The 20,328-nt window shown below is 70.3% G+C and carries 15 protein-coding genes; 9 read left to right on the top strand and 6 right to left on the bottom strand.

What is annotated here, in order from left to right; translation table 11 throughout:
* Positions 1-88 precede the first annotated feature (88 nt).
* From CP983_RS40510 to CP983_RS40500, 3 genes are all read left to right on the top strand, one after another.
* The gene (locus CP983_RS40510; protein WP_150505363.1) at positions 89-529 is read left to right on the top strand and encodes a hypothetical protein; all 441 of its coding nucleotides are present in this window, start codon (positions 89-91) and stop codon (positions 527-529) included.
* 307 nt (positions 530-836) lie between these two features.
* The gene (locus CP983_RS40505) at positions 837-1,193 is read left to right on the top strand and encodes an ArsR/SmtB family transcription factor (RefSeq protein ID WP_107909899.1); all 357 of its coding nucleotides are present in this window, start codon (positions 837-839) and stop codon (positions 1,191-1,193) included.
* Complete coding sequence (locus CP983_RS40500; protein ID WP_163017221.1) at positions 1,190-1,504, top strand: hypothetical protein; 315 nt, start codon at positions 1,190-1,192, stop codon at positions 1,502-1,504. The genes CP983_RS40505 and CP983_RS40500 overlap by 4 nt, the downstream gene beginning before the upstream one ends.
* A 113-nt stretch (positions 1,505-1,617) precedes the next feature.
* On the opposite strand, the gene CP983_RS40495 is transcribed toward CP983_RS40500, so the two are convergent.
* The 3 genes from CP983_RS40495 to CP983_RS40485 form a co-directional block, all read right to left on the bottom strand.
* Positions 1,618-2,907, bottom strand: coding sequence for a cation:proton antiporter (locus CP983_RS40495; RefSeq protein WP_150505361.1), 1,290 nt, complete (start codon positions 2,905-2,907; stop codon positions 1,618-1,620).
* A 6-nt stretch (positions 2,908-2,913) separates the two neighbouring features.
* Positions 2,914-3,399 (bottom strand): cation:proton antiporter regulatory subunit, encoded by a 486-nt coding sequence (locus CP983_RS40490; protein ID WP_107909903.1) that lies wholly within the window; start codon positions 3,397-3,399, stop codon positions 2,914-2,916.
* Between the two features lie 79 nt (positions 3,400-3,478).
* Positions 3,479-4,333, bottom strand: a complete 855-nt coding sequence (locus CP983_RS40485; protein WP_150505359.1) for an alpha/beta fold hydrolase — start codon at positions 4,331-4,333, stop codon at positions 3,479-3,481.
* A gap of 199 nt (positions 4,334-4,532) precedes the next feature.
* Here CP983_RS40485 and paaK point away from each other — a divergent pair, with 199 nt between their 5' ends.
* Entirely contained in the window at positions 4,533-5,828 is a 1,296-nt protein-coding gene (paaK, locus tag CP983_RS40480) for a phenylacetate--CoA ligase PaaK (protein ID WP_125526911.1), read from the top strand.
* A gap of 36 nt (positions 5,829-5,864) precedes the next feature.
* On the opposite strand, the gene CP983_RS40475 is transcribed toward paaK, so the two are convergent.
* Positions 5,865-7,364, bottom strand: a complete 1,500-nt coding sequence (locus CP983_RS40475) for an acyl-CoA synthetase (protein ID WP_150505357.1) — start codon at positions 7,362-7,364, stop codon at positions 5,865-5,867.
* 112 nt (positions 7,365-7,476) lie between these two features.
* Between CP983_RS40475 and CP983_RS40470 the strand changes: the two genes are divergently transcribed.
* The 4 genes from CP983_RS40470 (at position 7,477) to CP983_RS40455 (ending at position 15,674) form a co-directional block, all read left to right on the top strand.
* A complete protein-coding gene (locus tag CP983_RS40470; RefSeq protein WP_150505355.1) occupies positions 7,477-9,894 on the top strand; it encodes a penicillin acylase family protein in 2,418 nt (805 codons plus the stop codon).
* Between the two features lie 223 nt (positions 9,895-10,117).
* The gene (locus tag CP983_RS40465) at positions 10,118-11,599 is read left to right on the top strand and encodes a cytochrome P450 (RefSeq protein WP_125526908.1); all 1,482 of its coding nucleotides are present in this window, start codon (positions 10,118-10,120) and stop codon (positions 11,597-11,599) included.
* Entirely contained in the window at positions 11,589-12,590 is a 1,002-nt protein-coding gene (locus CP983_RS40460; protein ID WP_229915082.1) for a (-)-alpha-amorphene synthase, read from the top strand. The genes CP983_RS40465 and CP983_RS40460 overlap by 11 nt, the downstream gene beginning before the upstream one ends.
* Positions 12,591-12,764: 174 nt before the next feature.
* On the top strand, positions 12,765-15,674 hold the full coding sequence (locus CP983_RS40455; RefSeq protein WP_150505351.1) for an ATP-binding protein: 2,910 nt from the start codon (positions 12,765-12,767) through the stop codon (positions 15,672-15,674).
* 24 nt (positions 15,675-15,698) lie between these two features.
* Here CP983_RS40455 and CP983_RS40450 read toward each other — a convergent pair whose 3' ends face one another.
* Together CP983_RS40450 and CP983_RS40445 are read right to left on the bottom strand one after the other, a co-directional pair.
* Complete coding sequence (locus CP983_RS40450) at positions 15,699-17,276, bottom strand: acyl-CoA synthetase (protein WP_150505349.1); 1,578 nt, start codon at positions 17,274-17,276, stop codon at positions 15,699-15,701.
* A complete protein-coding gene (locus CP983_RS40445; RefSeq protein WP_126902174.1) occupies positions 17,273-18,382 on the bottom strand; it encodes an NAD(P)H-dependent flavin oxidoreductase in 1,110 nt (369 codons plus the stop codon). The genes CP983_RS40450 and CP983_RS40445 overlap by 4 nt, the downstream gene beginning before the upstream one ends.
* 169 nt (positions 18,383-18,551) lie before the next feature.
* Here CP983_RS40445 and CP983_RS40440 point away from each other — a divergent pair, with 169 nt between their 5' ends.
* The gene (locus tag CP983_RS40440) at positions 18,552-20,324 is read left to right on the top strand and encodes a serine hydrolase domain-containing protein (protein WP_150505347.1); all 1,773 of its coding nucleotides are present in this window, start codon (positions 18,552-18,554) and stop codon (positions 20,322-20,324) included.
* Positions 20,325-20,328 lie beyond the last annotated feature (4 nt).

Raw genomic sequence — 20,328 nt, 5'->3', positions numbered from 1 at the left:
GCGCTCGTGGGCCGGTGGCGTACCTACGGTCGCCTTGACGGTTGTCGATCGGCAGTCGTCGAGACCGCAGGACCGAGAGGCAACGCACGTGAAGCGACGCGCCCACGCGATATGCACGACCGCGATCACCGTTCTCGCCGTCACCGGCCCGGCGTCCCACCTGGCTCATGCCCGGGGCGACCTGAACTGCCGCGACTTCGTCTTCCAGGAGGACGCGCAGGCGGAGTTCAACCGCGACCCTCGCGACCCCAATCATCTGGACGAGGACCAGGGCGCGCACGACGGCATCGCCTGCGAGGTCCTGCCGCGCCGCAGCAGGATCGATTCACCGCTTCCCACGATCACGCCGCTTCCCACCTTCACACCGCCCCCGACGAGCTCGCCGCGCCCCACGCAGGGTGTCCGGGGCGGACTGGGCGGTGCCACCGGGCCCGCGGACTTCGAGCTGGTGCTCGGCGCCGGCCTCGCCGTCGGCGCGCTGGCGCTGGCCGCCGGATACGTGGTGGTCAGGCGTCGACGCCATCGCTGATCATCGCTCGGGGTGACAGGCCGGTCGCCGGTCTGTGCGACTGCGACTGCCGCGCCTGAGCCGCCCCTTGGACCACTCCCCGAGCCGGCCACCCCTTGGGCCGTCCCCCGAGCCGGCCACCCCGTGAGCCACCTCCGTGAGCCACCCCCCTGGGCCATCCCCGAACTGCCCCTGAGTTTTCCCGGGCCTCCCCCTGACCTCTCCCGGACCTCCCCCTGATTCAGCCCTGATATGTGTCAGGAATCTTTGACAGGTCCTCGGAGCGACTGTCAGCGTTTTCTGACAGGTACGACGGAAAGGGGCCGCGATGCCCGAGGTCCCGCCTCCGGCACCGACGGGCGACGAGTTGCTGAAAGTGCTCTCCGCGCTCGGCAATCCGCACCGCATGCGGATCGTCGCGGCGCTCATGGAGAGCCGTAACTACGTCAGCGCGCTGGCTCGTGAGATCGGCATGGGCCGCCCGCTGCTGCACATGCATCTTCAGCGCCTGGAGGCCGCCGGACTCGTCGTCGGCACGCTCGAGCTCTCGGAGGACGGCAAGGCGATGAAGTACTTCGACGTCACCCCCTTCTTCTTCGAGTTGACGCCCCACGTCATAGCCCGGGCGGCCGCGACGATCACCGCGACCGACGCTGACCGGACCGCGAAAGAGGAAGCGAAGTGAACGAGGAAGTGGTGACGCTGGCCGCCGGAGCCGACGAACTGGGCGTCCTGGTCGGCGCCGTGGGCGCGGCCGGATTTTTCAGCCTGCTCATCGTGATCGTCTGGCAGGGCGCCGCCACCTGGCGGGCCCGGATGCTGGCCGCCCGCGAGGAGCAGTACAAGGAACTGGCGACGAAGTACGCGCTGCTCCTTGAGGACACGGTGGTGTTGCAGCGCCGCACCGCCGAAGAACAGCGGCAGACCCTGGACGAGCTCACCCGGACCCGGCTCTCGGTCGGCTCCATGGAGAAGATGATGCGCGAGGTCGAGTAGCGGACGACCACACGGCCGGGAGTACAGCGCCTCCCGGCCGTGACGGGGAAACCGGGCGGACTCGCCCGGCTCCCTTGGTTCCCTGCCGACGTGATCGACGTGGGCGGATTCGCTCAGGACCGGCCGAGCACGTCCCTGCCGTCGACCGCGTCGTACGCCGGGTCCGCGGCCGCGTCCGTCGCCGACTCGGCCGGGGATTCGCCGCCCTCGGGGGCGGCCGGAACCGCCGCCGCTGCCCGGCCTGCGCGCCACCGTGTGACGCGGGTCGCCAGCGGTTCGGTGTAGCGGGCGGTGAGCGGGCCCACGATCACCAGGATCAGGACGTAGGCGGTGGCCAGCGGGCCGAGCGAAGGCTCGATGCCGGCGGTGACGGCAAGTCCCGCGATGACGATGGAGAACTCACCGCGCGCCACCAGGGTTCCACCCGCCCGCCAGCGGCCCTTGACCGAGACTCCGGCGCGCTTGGCCGCCCAGTATCCGGTGGCGATCTTCGTGCACGCGGTGACGACGGCCAGCGCGAGCGCGGGCAGCAGCACCGGCGGAATGCTCGCCGGGTCCGTGTGCAGGCCGAAGAAGACGAAGAACACCGCGGCGAACAGATCCCGCAGGGGTGCCAGCAGGTTGTGCGCGCCTTCCGCCACCTCCCCGGACAGCGCGATGCCGACGAGGAACGCGCCGACGGCCGCCGACACCTGGAGCTGCTGGGCGAGTCCGGCCACGACCAGAGTGAGGCCGAGCACGACCAAGAGCAGCTTCTCGGGGTCGTCGCTGGAGACGAAGCGCGAGATGTGCCGGCCGTAGCGCACCGCCAGCAGCAGCACGAGCCCGGCGACGCCGAGCGCGATGGCGAGGGTGGCGCTGCCCGCCGCGAGACCGGCGCCCGCCAGGAGGGCGGTCACGATCGGCAGATAGACCGCCATGGAGAGATCCTCGAGGACCAGGATGCTCAGGATGACCGGTGTCTCTCGATTGCCGAGCCGCCCGAGGTCGCCGAGGACCTTCGCGATGACACCGGAGGACGAGATCCAGGTGACGCCGGCCAGTACGACCGCGGCCACCGGGCCCCAGCCGAGCAGCAGTGCCATGACCGCGCCCGGCACCGCGTTGAGCGCCGCGTCGACGAGTCCGGCCGGGTACTGCGTCTTGAGATTGGAGACGAGGTCGCTGGCCGTGTACTCGAGGCCGAGCATCAGCAACAGCAGGATCACGCCGATCTCGGCACCGATGGCGACGAACTCCTCGCTGGCGCCCAGCGGAAGCAGCCCGCCCTCGCCGAAGGCGAGTCCGGCCAGGAGGTAGAGGGGTATCGGTGAGAACTGGAACCGTCCGGCGAACCGGCCGAGCAGGCCCAGGCCGAGGATGATCGCGCCGAACTCTATGAGGAAAACCGCGGAGGAGTGCATCGCGGCTCACTCCCGCCCGAGTATCTCGGCGGCCGCATCCACACCCTCACGGGTCCCGATCACAATCAGCGTGTCACCACCCGCCAGCCTGAAGTCCGGCGTCGGCGAGGGGATGGCCTCGGCGCGGCGCAGCACGGCGACGATGGACACGCCCGTCTCGGTGCGCATCCGGGTGTCGCCGAGCAGGCGGCCGTTCCAGTGCGAGGTGGCGGACAGCTCGACTCGCTCGGCGACGAGGCCCAGCTCGGTGGTGGACAGCAGGTTGGGGCTGTGGTGCGCGGGCATCAACGCGTCGATCAGCGTGGTCGCTTCGGCGGAGCTGAGCCGCACCGACAACGCGCACGCGTCCGGATCATCCTTTCTGTACGCGCTCAGCGTCCGCGATCCGTCCCGGTGGGCGACCACGGACAAGCGGCGCTGTTCACGTGTGGTGAGGTCGTAGCGGACTCCGATGCCGGGCAATGGCGTACTGCTCAGGCGCGGAGCACCCATAGCGGTCCCCCCTCAGTCAGGTGTCTCTTCCAGCAGTCTTTGACGAAACTTTAACGACCATGGGGCACCAAAGCCGAACTCAGCCCGTCCTTCGCCCGCTCCCGCCGAGGAACGCGGCGACCCGCCGCACGAACCAGTCCGCGTCATCGAGCCACGGATAGTGCCCGGCACCCGGCTGCACGGCGAACTCGCCGTTCGGGAAGACCTCGGCGGCACGACGGGCGAGCGCGGGGCATGGCCCTCCGTCGAGTTCACCGGCGAGCACGAGCACCGGGGCGGCGAACCGGGCGAGTTCGGAGCGGGTCGCGGCTGGGTCGTAGGCGCCGTCGGAGCCGTAGATACCGGCAGCCTCGTCGTTGAACTCGTACTCGGCGCGTGCGTCGTGTTCCTGCGCCGCTTCGTCCCATCGCCCGTAGAAGAAGGGTGCGATCACGGGGTCGAAGTCGACCGACCCGGCGAGCCATTCCTCAAATGCCGGTAATGCATACATAAACCACGATTCATCCCCCCTAAGCCTGGCAGCGGCCAGCCGCTCCTCCGCCGCGACCGGCATCCCCAGCGCCCACGGAATCGCGGTGACGAGCGTGAGCTTCGCCACTCGCTCCGGATACCGGGCGGCGTACAGCATGGCCAGACTTCCGCCCGCCGAGTGCCCGAGCACATCCATGTGGGCCAGCCCCATGTGGTGGCGCAACATCTCCACGTCGTCCACCAGGCGGTCGCAGCGATACGTGGCCGGATCCGCCGGCACCGCCGAGTCCCCGGTGCCACGCAGGTCGAGCAGCACGAGCTGCCGGTGTGCGGAGAGTCCACCCAGGTCGCCCAGGTAGGCGGAGGCCCGCATGGGCCCGCCGGGCAGGACGACGAGCGGTTCGCCCTCGCCTCGCAGGTGGTAGGCGATCTCGGTCCCGTCGGCGACATGGAAGGTCGGCATACCGTCGATCTTGGTCGGCGGCGGCCGGGCGATGCAATGGGGTTCCACAAGCCGCACGTTCCACACCCCGCAGGCCCGGGTGCAGAAAGTGCGCCCCGCCCCCTTGCCTGATCATTCATCGCCTGAATTACTGATCCTGAGCACGCAGACCGAATGATCGGTCGTCCGGATTGATGCGGTTGGCGAGGGAGAGCTCCTCATGGCGGACGCGACGGAACTGCTGGACTCGGGCGAACGGCTCGACCCGGAGGCGCTGCGCGCGTTGCAGCTGGAGCGGTTGCGGAAGTCGCTGCGGCACGCCTACGACAACGTGCCCTTCTACCGGGAGTCCTTCGACAAGGCCGGCGTACGGCCCGAGGACTGCCGCTCGCTCGCAGACCTGGCCCGCTTCCCCTTCACGGTCAAGGCCGACCTGCGCGAGAACTACCCGTACGGGATGTTCGCCGTGCCCCAGGACCGTATCCGCCGCCTCCATGCCTCCAGCGGCACCACCGGCCGCCCCACGGTCGTCGGCTACACCGATGGCGACCTTTCCCTGTGGTCCGACATGGTGGCCCGCTCCATCAGGGCCGCGGGCGGACGTCCCGGGGACAAGGTGCATGTGGCGTACGGCTATGGCCTCTTCACCGGTGGTCTCGGCGCACACTACGGTGCCGAACGTCTTGGCTGTACGGTCATCCCCGCGTCCGGCGGCATGACGGCACGCCAGGTCCAGCTGATCCAGGACCTGCGACCCGAGATCATCATGGTGACGCCGTCGTACATGCTCACCCTGCTCGACGAGTTCGAGCGCCAGGGCGTCGATCCGCGCGGCACGTCGCTTCGCGTGGGCATCTTCGGTGCCGAGCCCTGGACCGAGCAGATGCGCCGCGAGATCGAGGAGCGGTTCGCGATCGACGCCGTCGACATATACGGGCTGTCCGAGGTGATCGGTCCCGGTGTGGCGCAGGAGTGTGTGGAGACCAAGGACGGGCTCCATGTGTGGGAGGACCACTTCTTCCCGGAGATCGTGGATCCGATCACCGGTGAGGTGCTGCCGGACGGTGAGGAGGGCGAGCTGGTGTTCACCTCGCTCACCAAGGAGGCCATGCCGATCATCCGGTACCGCACTCGGGACCTGACGCGGCTGCTGCCTGGGACCGCGCGGGTGTTCCGGCGGATGGAGAAGATCACCGGGCGCAGTGACGACATGGTCATCCTGCGCGGCGTGAATCTCTTCCCCACCCAGGTCGAGGAGATCGTGCTCCGCACGCCGGGCGTGGCGCCCCACTTCCAGCTGCGGCTCACCCGGGAGGGCCGTCTCGACGCCCTCACCGTGCGGGCGGAGGCCCGCCCCGACGCGTCCCCGGAGACCCGGGACGCCGCCGCGCGGTCCATCGCAGCGGCCGTGAAGGACGGCATCGGGGTGTCGGTCACCGTGGAGATCGTCGAACCCGAGTCGCTGGAGCGGTCGGTGGGCAAGATCCGGCGGATCGTGGATCTCCGGCCCCGCTAGCCGTTTGCCCGCCGACTCGCGCACTTGTCCACTCGCCTATTCGCCGGCGAACCGGTCCCGCAGCTCCCGCTTGAGGATCTTCCCGCTCGCGTTGCGCGGCAACTCGTCCACGAACACCACCCGCTTCGGCGCCTTGAAGTGGGCGAGCTTCTCGCGCGCGTGGTCGATGAGTGCGGCCTCGCTCACCTCCCCGCGCGGCACGACGACCGCCGTGACGGCCTCGATCCACCGCTCGTCGGGCAGGCCGATCACGGCGACCTCGGCGACGCCCTCGTGGGTGTACAGGGCGTCCTCGACCTGTCGTGTGGCGACCAGTACGCCACCGGAGTTGATGACGTCCTTCACCCGGTCGACGATGGTGAAGTAGCCGTGCGCGTCCCGCACCGCGAGGTCGCCGGAGCGGAACCATCCGTCGCGGAACGCCTCGGCGGTCTCCTCCGGCTTGTCCCAGTAGCCCTCGCACAGCTGCGGGGAGCGGTAGACGATCTCTCCGGTTGTGCCGTCGGGGACGTCCTTGCCGTCCTCGTCGACCACGCGCGCGTCGACGAACAGCACGGACCGCCCGCAGGAGTCCATGCGGCCCTTGTGCTCGTCGGGGGCGAGGACGGTGGCGAGGGGGCCGATCTCGCTCTGCCCGAAGCAGTTGTAGAAGCCGAGCTTCGGGAGCCGTTCGCGCAGGCGTTCCAGGACGGGCACGGGCATGATCGACGCGCCGTAGTACGCCTTGCGCAGGCCGCCGAGGTCGCGTTCGGCGAAGTCGGGGCGGTTGGCGAGGGCGATCCACACCGTGGGCGGGGCGAACAGGCTGTCCGCGCGGCCGGCTTCGATGAGGTCGAAGAGCCGGTCGCCGTCGGGCGCGTCGAGGATGACGTTCGTCGCGCCGACCGCGAGGTACGGCAGCAGGAACACATGCATCTGCGCCGAGTGGTAGAGCGGCAGGGAGTGCACGGGGCGGTCGCCCGCGCTGAGGTCGAGGGCGGTGATGGCGCTCAGGTACTCGTGGACCAGGGCGCGGTGCGTCATCATCGCGCCCTTCGGGAGGGCGGTCGTACCGGACGTGTAGAGGAGCTGGACCAGGTCCTCGGCGCGGGGCTCGGGGCCGTCGTGGGCGGGAGCCGACTCGAGGCGCGCGAGGAGCGAGTCGTCGGCGTCGCGCAGCGGCAGCGTACGGACGTCCCCGGGCAGGCGGCCGGCGAGGCCGGGGTCGGCGAGGACCAGGGAGCTGCCGGACTGGCCGACGATGTAGGCGAGGTCGTCGCCGGTCAGGTTCTGGTTGACCGGGACGTGGACGAGGCCCGCGCGGGCGCAGGCGAGGAACGCGATCAGATAGGCGTCCGAGTTGTGGCCGTAGGCGCCCACCCGGTCGCCGGGAGCGAGTCCCTGGTCGAGCAGGACGCTCGCCGCGCGGGAGACCGCCTCGTCGAGTTCCTCGTACGTCCATGTGCGGTCGGCGTACTCCACCGCGGTCCGTGCCGGGGTCCGCCGCGCGCTGCGCCGCAGCACCCCGTCAACCGTGCTGCCCTGTCCCTGCGTCATGACTCATGATCCTCGGTCCGTCACCGGGGCGGGTCAAGCACCCCGGGGGCACATTGGACAGACCAGTGGGTACGCTCAACCGCTCCTTCCCTCAATGACGTTGGGAGGCACGATGCGCACCACCCGCGTGAGACGACTGGCCGCCGGGGCAGCAGCCCTGCTCATGGCCTCGGCGGCGCTGCCGGCCGCCGCGGCCGAACGGCACGGTCGTCAGGAACATCCCTCGCACGGCGGCATGTCCGCCGTGATCCGCTACACCGAATACGGCATTCCGCACATCGTCGGCAGGGACTACAAGTCGCTCGGCTTCGGCACCGGCTGGGCGCAGGCCGCCGACCAGGTGTGCACGCTCGCCGACGGCTTCGTGACCGTGCGCGGCGAGCGTTCGCGCTTCTTCGGAGCGGACGCGGCGGCCGACTCCGCGCTCTCGTCGGCGACCAGCAACCTCTCCAGCGACCTGTACTTCCGGGGCGTACGCCAGACGGGCACGGTGGAGAAGCTGCTCGCCGAACCGGCGCCGCGCGGGCCCAGCCGTCAGGTCAAGGACCTGATGCGGGGCTTCGCGGCCGGGTACAACACATGGCTCGAGCAGAAGCGGATCACCGACCCCACATGTAGGGGCGCCACATGGGTGCGGCCGATCACCACACAGGACGTGGCCGCACGTTTCTACGCGATCGCCGTGCTCGGCGGTCAGGGCGGCTCCGTGGACGACATCACCGCCGCCGCGCCGCCCAGCGGGTCCGCCGCCGGCAGCGGCGGGGCCGCACCGGACGCCCAGGCGCTGATCGGAGCCGTGCGCGAGCGGACCGCCGACGCGAACATGGGGTCCAACGCGGTTGCGTTCCAGGGTGACACCACGGCGAACGGCCGCGGTCTGCTCCTGGGCAACCCGCACTACCCATGGCACGGCGGGCGCCGCTTCTGGCAGGCGCAGCAGACGATCCCCGGCGAGCTGGACGTCGCTGGTGCGGCTCTGCTCGGGTCGCCGACCATCGCCATCGGTTACAACTCCCGTGTGGCGTGGAGCCACACCGTGTCGACCGGTGTTCCGTTCAGCCTGCACCAGCTGACACTCGATCCGGCCGACCCGACCGTGTACCTGGTGGACGGCAAGCGGGAGCGGATGAAGAAGCGGACCGTCACCGTCGCGGTCAAGGGCGCGGCACCGGTGACCCGCACCCAGTGGTGGACCCGGTACGGCCCCGTCGTGGCTTCCGAAGGGGGCGACCTCCCGCTGTCCTGGACGACGACCACGGCGTACGCGTTGAACGACCCCAACGCGGCCAACATGCGGTTCGGCGACACGTCGCTGGGCTTCAGCAAGGCGCGCGGCACGGCCGATGTCCTGGCGTCGCTCGCCCGGCATCAGGGCCTGCCGTGGGTGAACACGATCGCCGCGGACTCCTCGGGGCACTCCCTGTACACGCAGTCGCAGGTGCTGCCCCGGATCACCGACGACCTGGCGGCACGGTGCTCCACGGGTCTGGGCAAGGTCACCTACCCGGCGGCGGGCGTGGCGGTCCTCGACGGCTCCCGCGGCGACTGTGCGCTCGGCAGCGATCCGGACGCCGTGCAGCGCGGGACGTTCGGGCCGTCGCGCATGCCGACGCTCAAGGACGCGCCGTACGCGGAGAACTCCAACGACAGTGCGTGGCTCGCCAACGCCGACCGGCCGCTCACCGGTTACGAGCGGATCTACGGCAACATCGGCACCCAGCGTTCCCTGCGCACCCGCGGTGCGATCGAGGACGTGGCGGCGATGGCGGAGCGGGGCGGTCTGACCGTCCGGGACCTGGAGCGCCAGGAGTTCAGGAACCGGGTTCCGGCAGCCGACCTGGCCGTTGCGGACACCGCGAGGGCGTGCGCGGCACTCCCTGGTGGCACGGCGACGGGCAGTGACGGCAAGGCGGTTGACGTCTCCGCGGCCTGTGCGGTGCTCGCGCACTGGGATCGCACCATGGACACCGGCAGCCGGGGCGCCCTGCTCTTCGACCGCTTCTGGCGGAAGCTGTCCGCGAAGGTGCCGGCCGCCCAGCGGTGGAAGGTGCCGTTCTCCGCGGCGGACCCGGTGCGTACGCCGAACACGCTCAACACCGGTGCGCCCGGCTTCGCCACGGCCCTCGCGGACGCGGTCGCCGAGCTCCGCGCGGCGGGCATCGCGCTCGACTCCCGTCTCGGCGAGCACCAGGTCGTCGTACGGAACGGTCAGCGCATCCCGGTGCCCGGCGGCACGGAGGGGATGGGCGTGTGGAACAAGATCGAGCCGGTGTGGGACCAGGCACAGGGCGGCTACACGGAGGTGACGACCGGCTCCAGCCACATCCAGGCGGTGGGCTGGGACGGCAGCCGCTGCCCGGTGGCCCGCACGCTGCTGACGTACTCGCAGTCCTCGAACCCGAACTCGCCCCACTTCAGCGACCAGACGCGGTTGTTCTCCGGTGAGAAGTGGGTGACCGCACGGTTCTGCGAGAAGGACATCCTGGCGTCACCCGAGTTGAGGGTGGTGTCGGTGCGCGAAGGCAGGTAACAGGGATGCGGTCCCGCCCCTTCCCACGGGCGGGACCGCATTTCGGCTCCACAAGAGTGACCCAGGCGAATTGTTTCTTTGCTTCGCTGTGCTTCTGTGCGCCCCCCTGCAGAAAGGATTCGCGAAAGCGATGGCCGATTGAACTGGGCAGGACATGTCTCAGGCGCCAACACGGTGGAACGTTCACCGACTTTCACGTGGCAATTGAGACAGGGGGCTTGCAATGAGTCACGTCGTGCCTGAAGCAGGACACGCCTGGAGGGTGGGGGTTGCGCCAGGCATATTCCCCACCGCATCCCACGGTATCGCTTTGTTTCGGCGGCCGCTGGATTTTCTGAATTCCTTACCCGCGCACGGGGATCTGGTCGAGGTGCGCCTTGGTCCCGTGCGCGCCTGGGTGGTCTGCCACCCGGAGCTGGTCCACCAGGTCCTCATGGACGCGCGCACTTTCGACAAGGGCGGCCCGCTCTACGACAGGCTGCGGACGCTCTTGGGCGACGGCGTCGGCACTTGCCGTCATCAGGCCCATCGGCGGCAGCGCAGGCTGCTGCAACCCGGCTTCCGCAAGACCCGTGTCGCCGACCAGACGGGGCTGATGGGCGAGGAAGCGGAGTCGATGTGCCGCGAGTGGCGGGCGGGGCAGGAGGTCGACGTCAGCGCGACCCTGCTGACGCTGTCGGCACGGGTGATCAACCGCCTCCTGTTCTCCGACTCGCTGGACGCCGCGACGGCCGCCGAGATGCACAGGTGCCTCGTCACCATCGTGCGCGGCCTGTTCCTGCGGACGGTGGTGCCGGTCGATGCCCTGTTCCGGGTCCCCACGCCCGCGAACCGGCGTTTCCGGCACGCTTCCAGCCGTCTGAGCGCCATCGTCGACGCGGCCGTCGCCGAGCGCCGACGGGGTGGGCCCGGAACCGACCGGGACGACCTGCTGGGAGTGCTGCTGACGGCCGCGCGCAGCAAGGACGAGGCGAAGGCGATCACCGAACGGGAAGTCCGCAGCCAGGTGTTCACGCTGATGTTCGCCGGAGCCGAGAGCACCGCCCTGTGCCTCACCTCCGCCTTCGACCTCCTGGCCCGCCATCCAGAGGACGAACGCCGCCTGCATTCCGAGGTCGACGCCGTGCTCGCCGACGGGCGGCCGCCCGGTCCCGACGAGCTGCCGCGGCTCGTCCACACCCAGCGCGTTCTCACCGAGACCCTTCGCCACCGTCCGCCGGGCTGGCTCTTCACCCGGGTCACCACCAAGGAGACGGTGCTCGCCGGACACCGTCTCCCGCGGGGCGCAACCGTCCTGTACAGCCCGTATCTCCTGCACCACGACCCCGCCTCGTTCCCCGAGCCCGACCGCTTCCTCCCCGACCGCTGGCTGCCGGATCAGGCTCCCGCCGTCCCGCCCGGTGCGATGATTCCATTCGCTGCGGGCACCCGGAAATGCATCGGCGAGACATTCGCACTGACTGAGGCCATGGTGGCCATCGCGTACATCGCCCGCCACTGGCGTCTGCGCCATCTTCCCGGACACGTCGAACGGCTCCGCCCCGCGGCGTCATTGGGGCCGAGGGATTTGGTGATGGTCTGCGAACCGCGGTCACAACGGCCGGCGGGTCCACCGCCCGAGGCAGCTCTCGTATCGAGGGCAATGCCGAACACCGAAGTCCACGAACCCCGAGCGGCAGGAGGCGACGATGTCCATGACGCATGAGGAAATCACGCTCGCCGCTCCGGCCAGAATTACCGCGGCCAATCTGCGGGAGCTGATCGACGCGAACCTCTACATGCCCTTCCCGTTCCAGAGCAATCCCCACGCGTCCCGAGCGGCAACCGGCGTCGAGAAATGGCTCAGCAAATGGGGCCTCACCGATGAACCGGAAGTTGCGGCCATGATCTCCCGTACGCGCCCCGCCGAACTCGCCGCCTACAACAGCCCGACCATGGATTCCGGACTGCTCCAGATCATGGCCAACCAGATCGCCTACCAGTTCGTCTTCGACGACCGGGCCGAGGACGTCGGCCGGCACGAGCCCGGCCGACTGCTGCCCATGCTGTGCGAGAGCGTCGGGATACTGCGTGACGGCCAACCGCCGGACACCCTGCTCGGGGCCGCGCTGGCCGACCTCCATCGACAGGTCCAGGAGCGGTGCACACCCGCTCAGGCCGAACGATGGGCCTGGACCAGCCGGGAGTACGTGCACGGTCTGCTCTACGAAGCGGTCAGCCAGACCGACTCCGTCCCCTTGGAGAGCGGCCTTTGCCGGTCCATACGTTCCCTCATCGCCGGTGTCGAGCCGTTCCACCCTCTGTGCGAGGCCCAGCAGCCGTTCGAGCTGGCACCGGAGGAGATCCGTCATCCGGCCATGCGTCGCCTGGCACGACTGTCGGCCGACGCGGCCGTATGGATCGCTGATCTCTTCTCCGCGGTGAAGGAACAGCGGACGGGCGGCATGGTCAATCTGGCCCTTGCCTATCAACGCGCACACCGGTGTTCTCTGCCGACGGCCATCACGCTGGCCATCCGGCGGATCAACAGCACCATCAGCGAGTTCGAGGAACTCTACGGCGAGATCAGGCCGGAGTTGAGCCCGGCCGGGGTCGGCTATGTGGAGGGCATGGCCGGCTGGATCCGCGGATGCTACTTCTGGTCCCGTACCGTGCCGAGGTACGCGGACACGACGGCGGCATCCGCGGTGCCCTGAGCCTCTGCCCGAGCGAAAACGGGTCAGTTTATCCCATGAGAGCCTGAACGCATCAACTCCGAGGAGAATTCACCCTTTCCTGCCGACCTCCTGTTTCAACCCGGTCAAGGGGCGTCCGTGAGGGCGTACTCTCGCCCCCGTCCGGTGGGGAGCAACGACAGGAAGCGGTCGAACATGGCCCATGGGCTGCGGCAACCTCTGACCAAGCACCGGCCACTACTCGAACGCGACCAGGAACTCCGGGCACTCGATGCCGCGTTGTCGGGCCTGCACGACACCGTCGACGGCGTGGCCCGGGTGCCGCGGGGCGGGTTGCTCGCCTTCACCGGTGAGGCCGGGCTGGGCAAGACGACGCTTCTCTCGGTGGCGCGGGCCCGTGCCACCGAGCTCGGATTCACGGTCGCGTCGGGCAGGGGCGGCGAGAAGGAGCAGGGTCTGGCGTTCCGTGTCGTACGCCAGGTCATGCAGCCCGCCCTGGCCGGCATGAGCGAACCGGAGCGCCGGGATTTCCTGGGCAGTTGGTACGACATCGTCAGCGCCGCGCTCGGTCTCAAGGCGACGGACGCCGCCCGGATGCCGGACCCGACCGGGGTGCGTGACGGCCTCGACTGGGTCATGACGCGCCTGACGCTGCGGAACGCACCGCTCGTCCTGCTCCTGGACGACCTGCACTGGGCCGATGCCGAATCCCTCGACTGGCTGGCCTCCTTCGCGCCCCGGGTCGCCGACCTCCCGCTCCTGATGGTCGTCGCCTATCGCCCCGACGACCTCCCGCCCGACGCGACCTCTTTCCGCACCCTCGTCGAGCGCAACGAGGAGCGCCCTCACGCCCTGTGCCCGCTCGGCAGGACCGGTGTGGCGCGAATCGTCAGGAACGAAGTGGGCGAGGAGGCCGAGGACGAGTTCTGCGACGAATGCTGGTCGGTCACCGGCGGCAGCCCGTTCGAGTCCGTCGAGTTGGCCATCAGGCTCCGCGAACGGCAGTTGAAGGGCACGCAGGACGAACTGCATGTGGTCGGAGACGTCGCCGCGGCGCTCAAGGGCCCCGGACTGATCGAGCGCCTCCACCGGCTCGGCCCGAGCACCGTCCGCTTCGCCTGGGCCGGCGCCGTACTGGGCGGGTCCTTCTCCGCCGAACTCGCCGCCGGTATCGCGGTGGTCGGCAGCGAGGAAGCCGCCGAGGCGGCCCGGAAGCTGCGCGACTCCCGCATCCTCGCGGACGGCGACGGGCCCGGGCACAGCATGGAATTCGTCCACCCGTCGATCGCCACGACGATCTATCGCGACATCCCCCCGGGCCTGCGGGTCGGCATGCACAACGCGGCTGCCGACGCCGCCCAGGCGGCCGGGTTCGGCCCCACGGCCGCCGCGCGGCATCTGCTGGAGGTGCCCTGCGACGGCCGGCCCGAAGCCGTCTCCGTCCTGCGCGCCGCCGCGCGTGAGTATCTCCGCGCCGGGGCACCCGAGGCCGCCCGGCGCGTGCTGACCCGAGCGCTGCGGGAACCACCCCCGGCCGAGGACCGCGCCGCGCTCCTGCACGAGCTCGCCGGTTCCACCTTCCTGATCGAGCCCACCGCCACCGTCTGCCACCTCCAGGAGGCACTGGCGCAGCCTGACATCGACCCCGACCTGCGGGCCTCCATCGTCTACCGGCTGACGCAGGCGCTGGCTCACACCGACCGGCTGACCGAAGCCGCGGCCGTGGCCGCCGACGAGGCGCGGCGTGCCCCGAACGCGCGTATCAAACTGCGTATGCAGGCCGACCACTTCGTATGGAGTGCGTTCCGCGCCGACGAGCCCGACTCCTCCGCCCGCTCGCGCCGACTGACACGGCTGGCCGACAAACTGCCCCGCCGCGGCCTGGAGGAGCGCTACATCCTCGGACTGCGAGCGTGGGACGCCCTGGTGCGCGGCGAACCGCGGCAGACCGCCCTCGATCATGCCGAGGAGGCACTGCACGGGGGAATGAGCTGGACCGACGAGAACCGCGGCTTCGAGGTGCCCGTCGCGGTCGCCCTTCTCTTCATGTACTGCGACCAGCCCTGGCGCGCCGAAGAACTGTTCAGCAGCGGTATGGCCGAGTGCGAGCACAAGGGCTGGCGCGGCTCCCACCTGGCGCAGGGGCAGACCCTCTCCGGCTATATCCGCTACCGTCGCGGCTGCCTCGCCGAGGCGGAGGAGCTCGTCAGGGCCGGGCTGCGCACCGCCGAGCGCGTGGAAGGCGCGGTACCCGCCCAGTGGTTCGCCATCGGCATCATGATCCAGATTCTGCTGGCCCGGGGGCGGACGGCCGACGCCCGTCGGCTCGCCGACGCCTATCACTACGGCGATGTGGTCCCGAACGCCGTCATCTTCCCCGATCCCCGCACGGTGTACGCCGAGCTGCTCCTGGCCGAGGAGCGGTACCCCGAGGCGGCACGGCTGCTGTCCGCCGTCGGGGACTGGCTGGAGTCACGGCACTGGCACAACCCGGCCTGGTGCCCGTGGCAGCTGGACCTGGCCTCCGCTCTCGCCCACAGCGCGCCCGACCGGGCGGTCCGCCACGCCCGGGACGCCGTCAAGCGGGCGCGGGACTTCGGCGCGGCCTCCGCGATCGGCCATGCGCTGCATGTCGAGGCCGAGGTGACCGGTGGTCCCGCCGCACTCGAACTGCACGCCGAGGCCGTCGAACACCTGGAGCGCTCACCCGCGTCGTACGAGTTGGCGCTCGCGCTGGTGGGGCACGGCGCCGCGCTGTCCCGCGACGGGCAGGTGCAGGAGGCTGCCCATCGGCTCTACCAGGGGCTGGAATGCGCCGTTCACTGCGGTGCCGAGGCCCTCGCCACCCGGGCCAGGCAGGAGCTCTCGGCAGCCGGGCTGCGACCACTGCCGCTGCGCTACGCACAGACGGGCACCCTCACCGCGCAGGAACGGCAGACGGCCGAACTCACTGTCCAGGGCCGCCAGGAGGCGGTCATCGCGAAGGAGTTGCGCCTCACCGAACAGGGCGTACGGCAGCTGCTGTCCAGCGTGTACCGCAAGATCGGCACCGACGCGGCGGGCCTCGCCCGGGCGCTGAAGAGGTTCCCGCACCCTCGGACGTGACCCGCGAACGCCTCGCGGCTGCGGTCACACGGCCCGCGTGCGCCCCTCCCAGTACGGGTCCCGCAGCCGCCGCTTGTACAGCTTGCCGTTGGGGTCGCGTGGCATCTCTGTGATGAAGTCGACGCTCTTGGGGCGCTTGTAGCCGGCGAGTTGGCCGGCGCAGTGGTCGAGGATCGTAGCGGCCAGGGCAGGGCCCGGCTCGTGGCCCGGGGCCGGTTCGACGACGGCCTTGACCTCCTCGCCCCAGTCGTCGTGCGGGATGCCGAAGGCGGCGGCGTCGGCGACGGCCGGGTGGGCCAGCAGGGCGGACTCGATCTCGGCGGGGTAGATGTTGACCCCGCCGGAGATGATCATGTCGATCTTGCGGTCGCGCAGGAAGAGATAGCCGTCCTCGTCGAGGTAGCCGAGGTCGCCGACGGTGAAGAAGTCGCCGATGCGGTTCTTCTTCGTCTTGGTCTCGTCCTTGTGGTAGGCGAAGCCACCGGTGTTCATCTTGAGGTAGACGGTACCGAGTTCGCCGTGCGAGAGCCGGTTGCCGTCGTCGTCGAAGATCGCGAGTTCGCTGATCGGCCAGGCCTTGCCCACCGTGCCGGGCTTCTTGAGCCAGTCCTCGGCGGTCGCGAAGGCGCCACCGCCCTCGCTTGCGGCGTAGTACTCCTCCACACAGGGGCCCCACCAGTCCAGCATCGCCCGCTTCACATGGTCGGGGCAGGGGGCGGCGCCGTGGATGGCGTGCCGCATGGAGGTGACGTCGTAGCGGGTCCGGATGCCTTCGGGCAGGGCCAGCAGGCGGTGGAACTGGGTCGGGACCATATGGGTGTGCGTGCACTTGTGTGCGTCGATGACACGCAGCATCTCCTCGGGTGTCCACTTGTCCATCAGCACCAGCCCGTGCCCTATGTGGAGGGACGCTCCCGCGAACTGGAGCACGGCGGTGTGGTAGAGCGGCGAGCAGACGAGGTGCACGTTGTCGTCGAACGGCTTGATGCCGAAGATGCCGAGGAAGCCGCCCAGGTACGCCTCCTCGGGTGGCTTGCCGGGCAGCGGGCGGCGGATGCCGCGGGGGCGGCCGGTGGTGCCGGAGGTGTAGTTCATGACCCAGCCGAGCGTGCGGTCCTCGGGAGCCGAGTCCGGCTGCCCGTCGAGGAGTTCGGCGTAGGGGCGGAAGCCCTCGACCTCGCCGACCGCGTAGCGGTGGGTGGCCGGGAGTCCGGCCTCGTCGGCGGCCGCTCGGACCGGACCGGCGAAGCGCTCGTGGGTGATGAGCACCTTGGCACCGGAGTCGGCGACGATCCAGGCGATCTCGGGGCCGACGAAGTGGTGGTTCACCGGGACCAGGTAGAAGCCGGCCTGGGAGGCGGCCAGGTACGCGGTGAAGAACTCGACCCCGTTGGGGAGGACGACCGCGAAGGCGTCGCCGCGTCGCAGGCCGGCCGCGCGCAGGCCGTGGACGAGACGGTTGGTGACGGCGTGCAGGCGCCCGGCGGTCCACCGTTCGCCGTCGGGGGCGACGAGGACCTCGCGGTCGGGGTCGGCGGTGGCCTGGGCCCAGAAGCCGACGGGCGGGGTGCTGACGGCGTTTGCCGCGGGAGTGCTGGTCACTGGCCGCTCCTTCCGGCGATGCGGTTGATGCGGTCGACGGCCTGCTCGAAACCGCGGGTGAGATCGTCGAAGACGGCCTGGACGCTGCGTTCGCTGTTCATCCGGCCCACGATCTGTCCGACGGGTGTGCCGAGCAGGGGCTCGACCTCGTACTTCTGGATGCGGGAGACGGCCTCGGCGACGAGCAGTCCCTGGAGGGGCATGGGGAGGGTGCCGGGCCCGTCCGGGTCGTCCCAGGCGTCGGTCCACTCGGTGCGCAACTGGCGTGCGGGTTTCCCGGTCAGGGCGCGGGAGCGGACGGTGTCGCCGGAGCCGGCGGCGAGCAGCTTGGCGGTCAGCGCGGTCGAGTGCAGGTCCGCTTCCGTGGTGGTCAGCCACATGGAGCCCAGCCACACACCTTGAGCGCCGAGACTGAACGCGGCAGCCACCTGTTGTCCGCTGCCGATGCCCCCGGCCGCGAGCACGGGCAGCGGGTCGACCGCTTCGACGACCTCCGGGGTGAGCACCATGGAGGCGATCTCCCCGGTGTGGCCGCCCGCCTCGTAACCCTGGGCGACGACGATGTCGATGCCCGCCTCCTGGTGCTTGCGGGCGTGCCGGGCGCTGCCCGCGAGGGCGGCGACGAGCACACCGCGGTCGTGGGCGCGCTCCACGACGTCCGCGGGCGGTGAGCCGAGGGCGTTGGCGAGCAGCTTGATCGGGTAGTCGAAGGCGACGTCGAGCTGGCCTCGGGCGACCTGCTCCATCCAGCCGGTGATCCGCCAGCCGGCGGCCTCTCCCTCGGCCAGTTCGGGCACGCCGTACTTGGCGAGGGTGTCTCTGATGAACTGCCGGTGCCCTTCCGGGATCATCGCCTCGACGTCGGCCTCGGTGACGCCCTCGACCTTCTTCGCCGGCATGACGACGTCCAGGCCGTAGGGCCGGCCGTCGACATGTGCCTCGACCCAGTCGAGGTCGCGTTTGAGGTCGTCCGGGGCTGTGTAGCGGACCGCGCCGAGCACTCCGAAGCCGCCGGCCCGGCTGATGGCCGCGGCGACGGCGGGGAACGGCGTGAAGCCGAAAATGGCGTGCTCGACTCCCAGTTTCTTGCTCAGCTCCGTCTGCATGGGCGCAGGATGCCGCAGTCCTCCGGACGACGGAAGGCCTTTTCTGATACACCGTCAGATCTCTTGCGGTGAACGCACCGTTGACACGGCCCACGCCTGACAGGAAAGTTTCACCACGCAAGGTGATCCCGGAAAGATACTTTCAGGCGGAGCGGCGGGAGGAACCTCGATGACCGACGGCGGCAACAGACTGACCCGGCGTCAACTGGGCAGGACGGCTGTGGCTCTGGGCGGCGCCCTGGCCATCGCACCCTTCCCCGCCGGACCCGCGGCGGCCACCGCCTCCTCGCGGCACCGCACCACACTGCGCCACGGCTCACCCGAGCGCGCGGGGCTCCTCCCCGGCCACCTGCGCCGGCTCGTCACCGACGCCGAGGCGTTCCTGGGCCCCTCCCCCAAGCACCCCTGGTACGCGGGGGCCGTGCTGCTCGCCGGCCGCGGCGGCACGGTGGCCCTGCACGAGCCGATCGGCATGGCGGTGCGTTATCAGGCGTACGACGAGAAGACCGACACCGGCGTCGAGTTCCCGGCCGACCAGCAGCTCCCGATGGCCGGGGACACCGTCTTCGATCTGGCCTCGGTCTCCAAGCTGTTCACCTCGATCCTCGCCGTGCAGCAGATCGAACGCGGCACTCTCGGCCTGGAGGCCACCGTCGCCTCCTACCTGCCCGACTTCGGCCGCGCGGGCAAGCAGGACATCCCGATCCGTCAGCTCCTCACCCACACCTCAGGGTTCCGCGCCTGGATCCCGCTGTACAGCGCGCCGACGTACGAGGGAAAGCTCGAACTCATCTGGAACGAGGCGCCGCTGAACCCGCCGGGCACCAAGTACCTCTACTCGGATCTGAACCTGATCTCCCTTCAACTGGTCCTGGAGAAGATCACCGGCCGGGCGCTCGACGTCCTCCTCCGCGATGAGATCACCGGCCCGCTCGGTATGCGCCGCACCCGCTACAACCCGCCCGCCGCGTGGAGACCGGGGATCGCGGCCACCGAGGACGCCCGCGCACCCTGGTCCGGTCTGGACCGTGGCCTCGTGTGGGGCGAGGTGCACGACGAGAACGCCTTCAGCCTCGGCGGGGTCGCCGGCCACGCCGGTGTGTTCTCGAACGCGTGGGATCTCGCGGTCCTCGGCCGGACGCTGCTCAACGGTGGTGCCTACGGCCGCTCCCGCATCCTGGAGCCGGAGTCGGTGGAGCTGATGTTCACCGACTTCAACACCGCCTTCCCCGGCGACGAGCACGGTCTCGGCTTCGAGCTCTACCAGCACTGGTACATGGGCGCGATGGCCACCCCGCGCACCGCGGGGCACACCGGGTTCACCGGCACCTCGCTGGTGCTCGACCCGACGACCGACTCCTTCCTCGTCGTTCTCGGCAACTCGGTGCATCCGGTGCGCAGTTGGCGCTCCGGCTCGGCTCCCCGGGTGGCGGCCGCGAACAACATGGCGCGCGCGGTCGCGGTTCGCCCGCGCCACGGCCGTACGGCATGGTTCTCGGGCATGGCGGCCGACACGACCGCGACCCTCACACTCCCCGCGCTCGACACATCGTCCGGCGATGCCGGGCTGTGCTGCGCCCTGTGGTGGGACACCGAACCCCAGGCCGACGTGCTCGCCCTTGAGGCGACGACGGACGGCGGGGCCACCTGGCAGCCGCTGCCCTTCACCACGACCCGCCACGGCGAGGAGCCGCAGCCCCGTCCGGCCGGCACCGTCACCGGCTGGTCCGGCCGTGTGTGGCACCGGCTCACGGCGGAACTCCCCGCGCACCGGCAGCTGGGGATCCGCTGGCGGTACGCCACCGACCGGCTGTACGTGGGCCGGGGCGCGTATGTCGACGACGTCCGCGTCGAGGCGGCGGACACGGTCCTGTTCGACGACGCCAGGCCGGCCGACGCGGCGCGGATCAGCGCGAGCGGCTGGGCCGCGTCGGCGGACTGACGGT

This window comes from Streptomyces chartreusis, assembly GCF_008704715.1.
Taxonomy (GTDB): Bacteria; Actinomycetota; Actinomycetes; order Streptomycetales; family Streptomycetaceae; genus Streptomyces; species Streptomyces chartreusis.
This window is presented reverse-complemented; position numbering and strand designations above follow the sequence as displayed.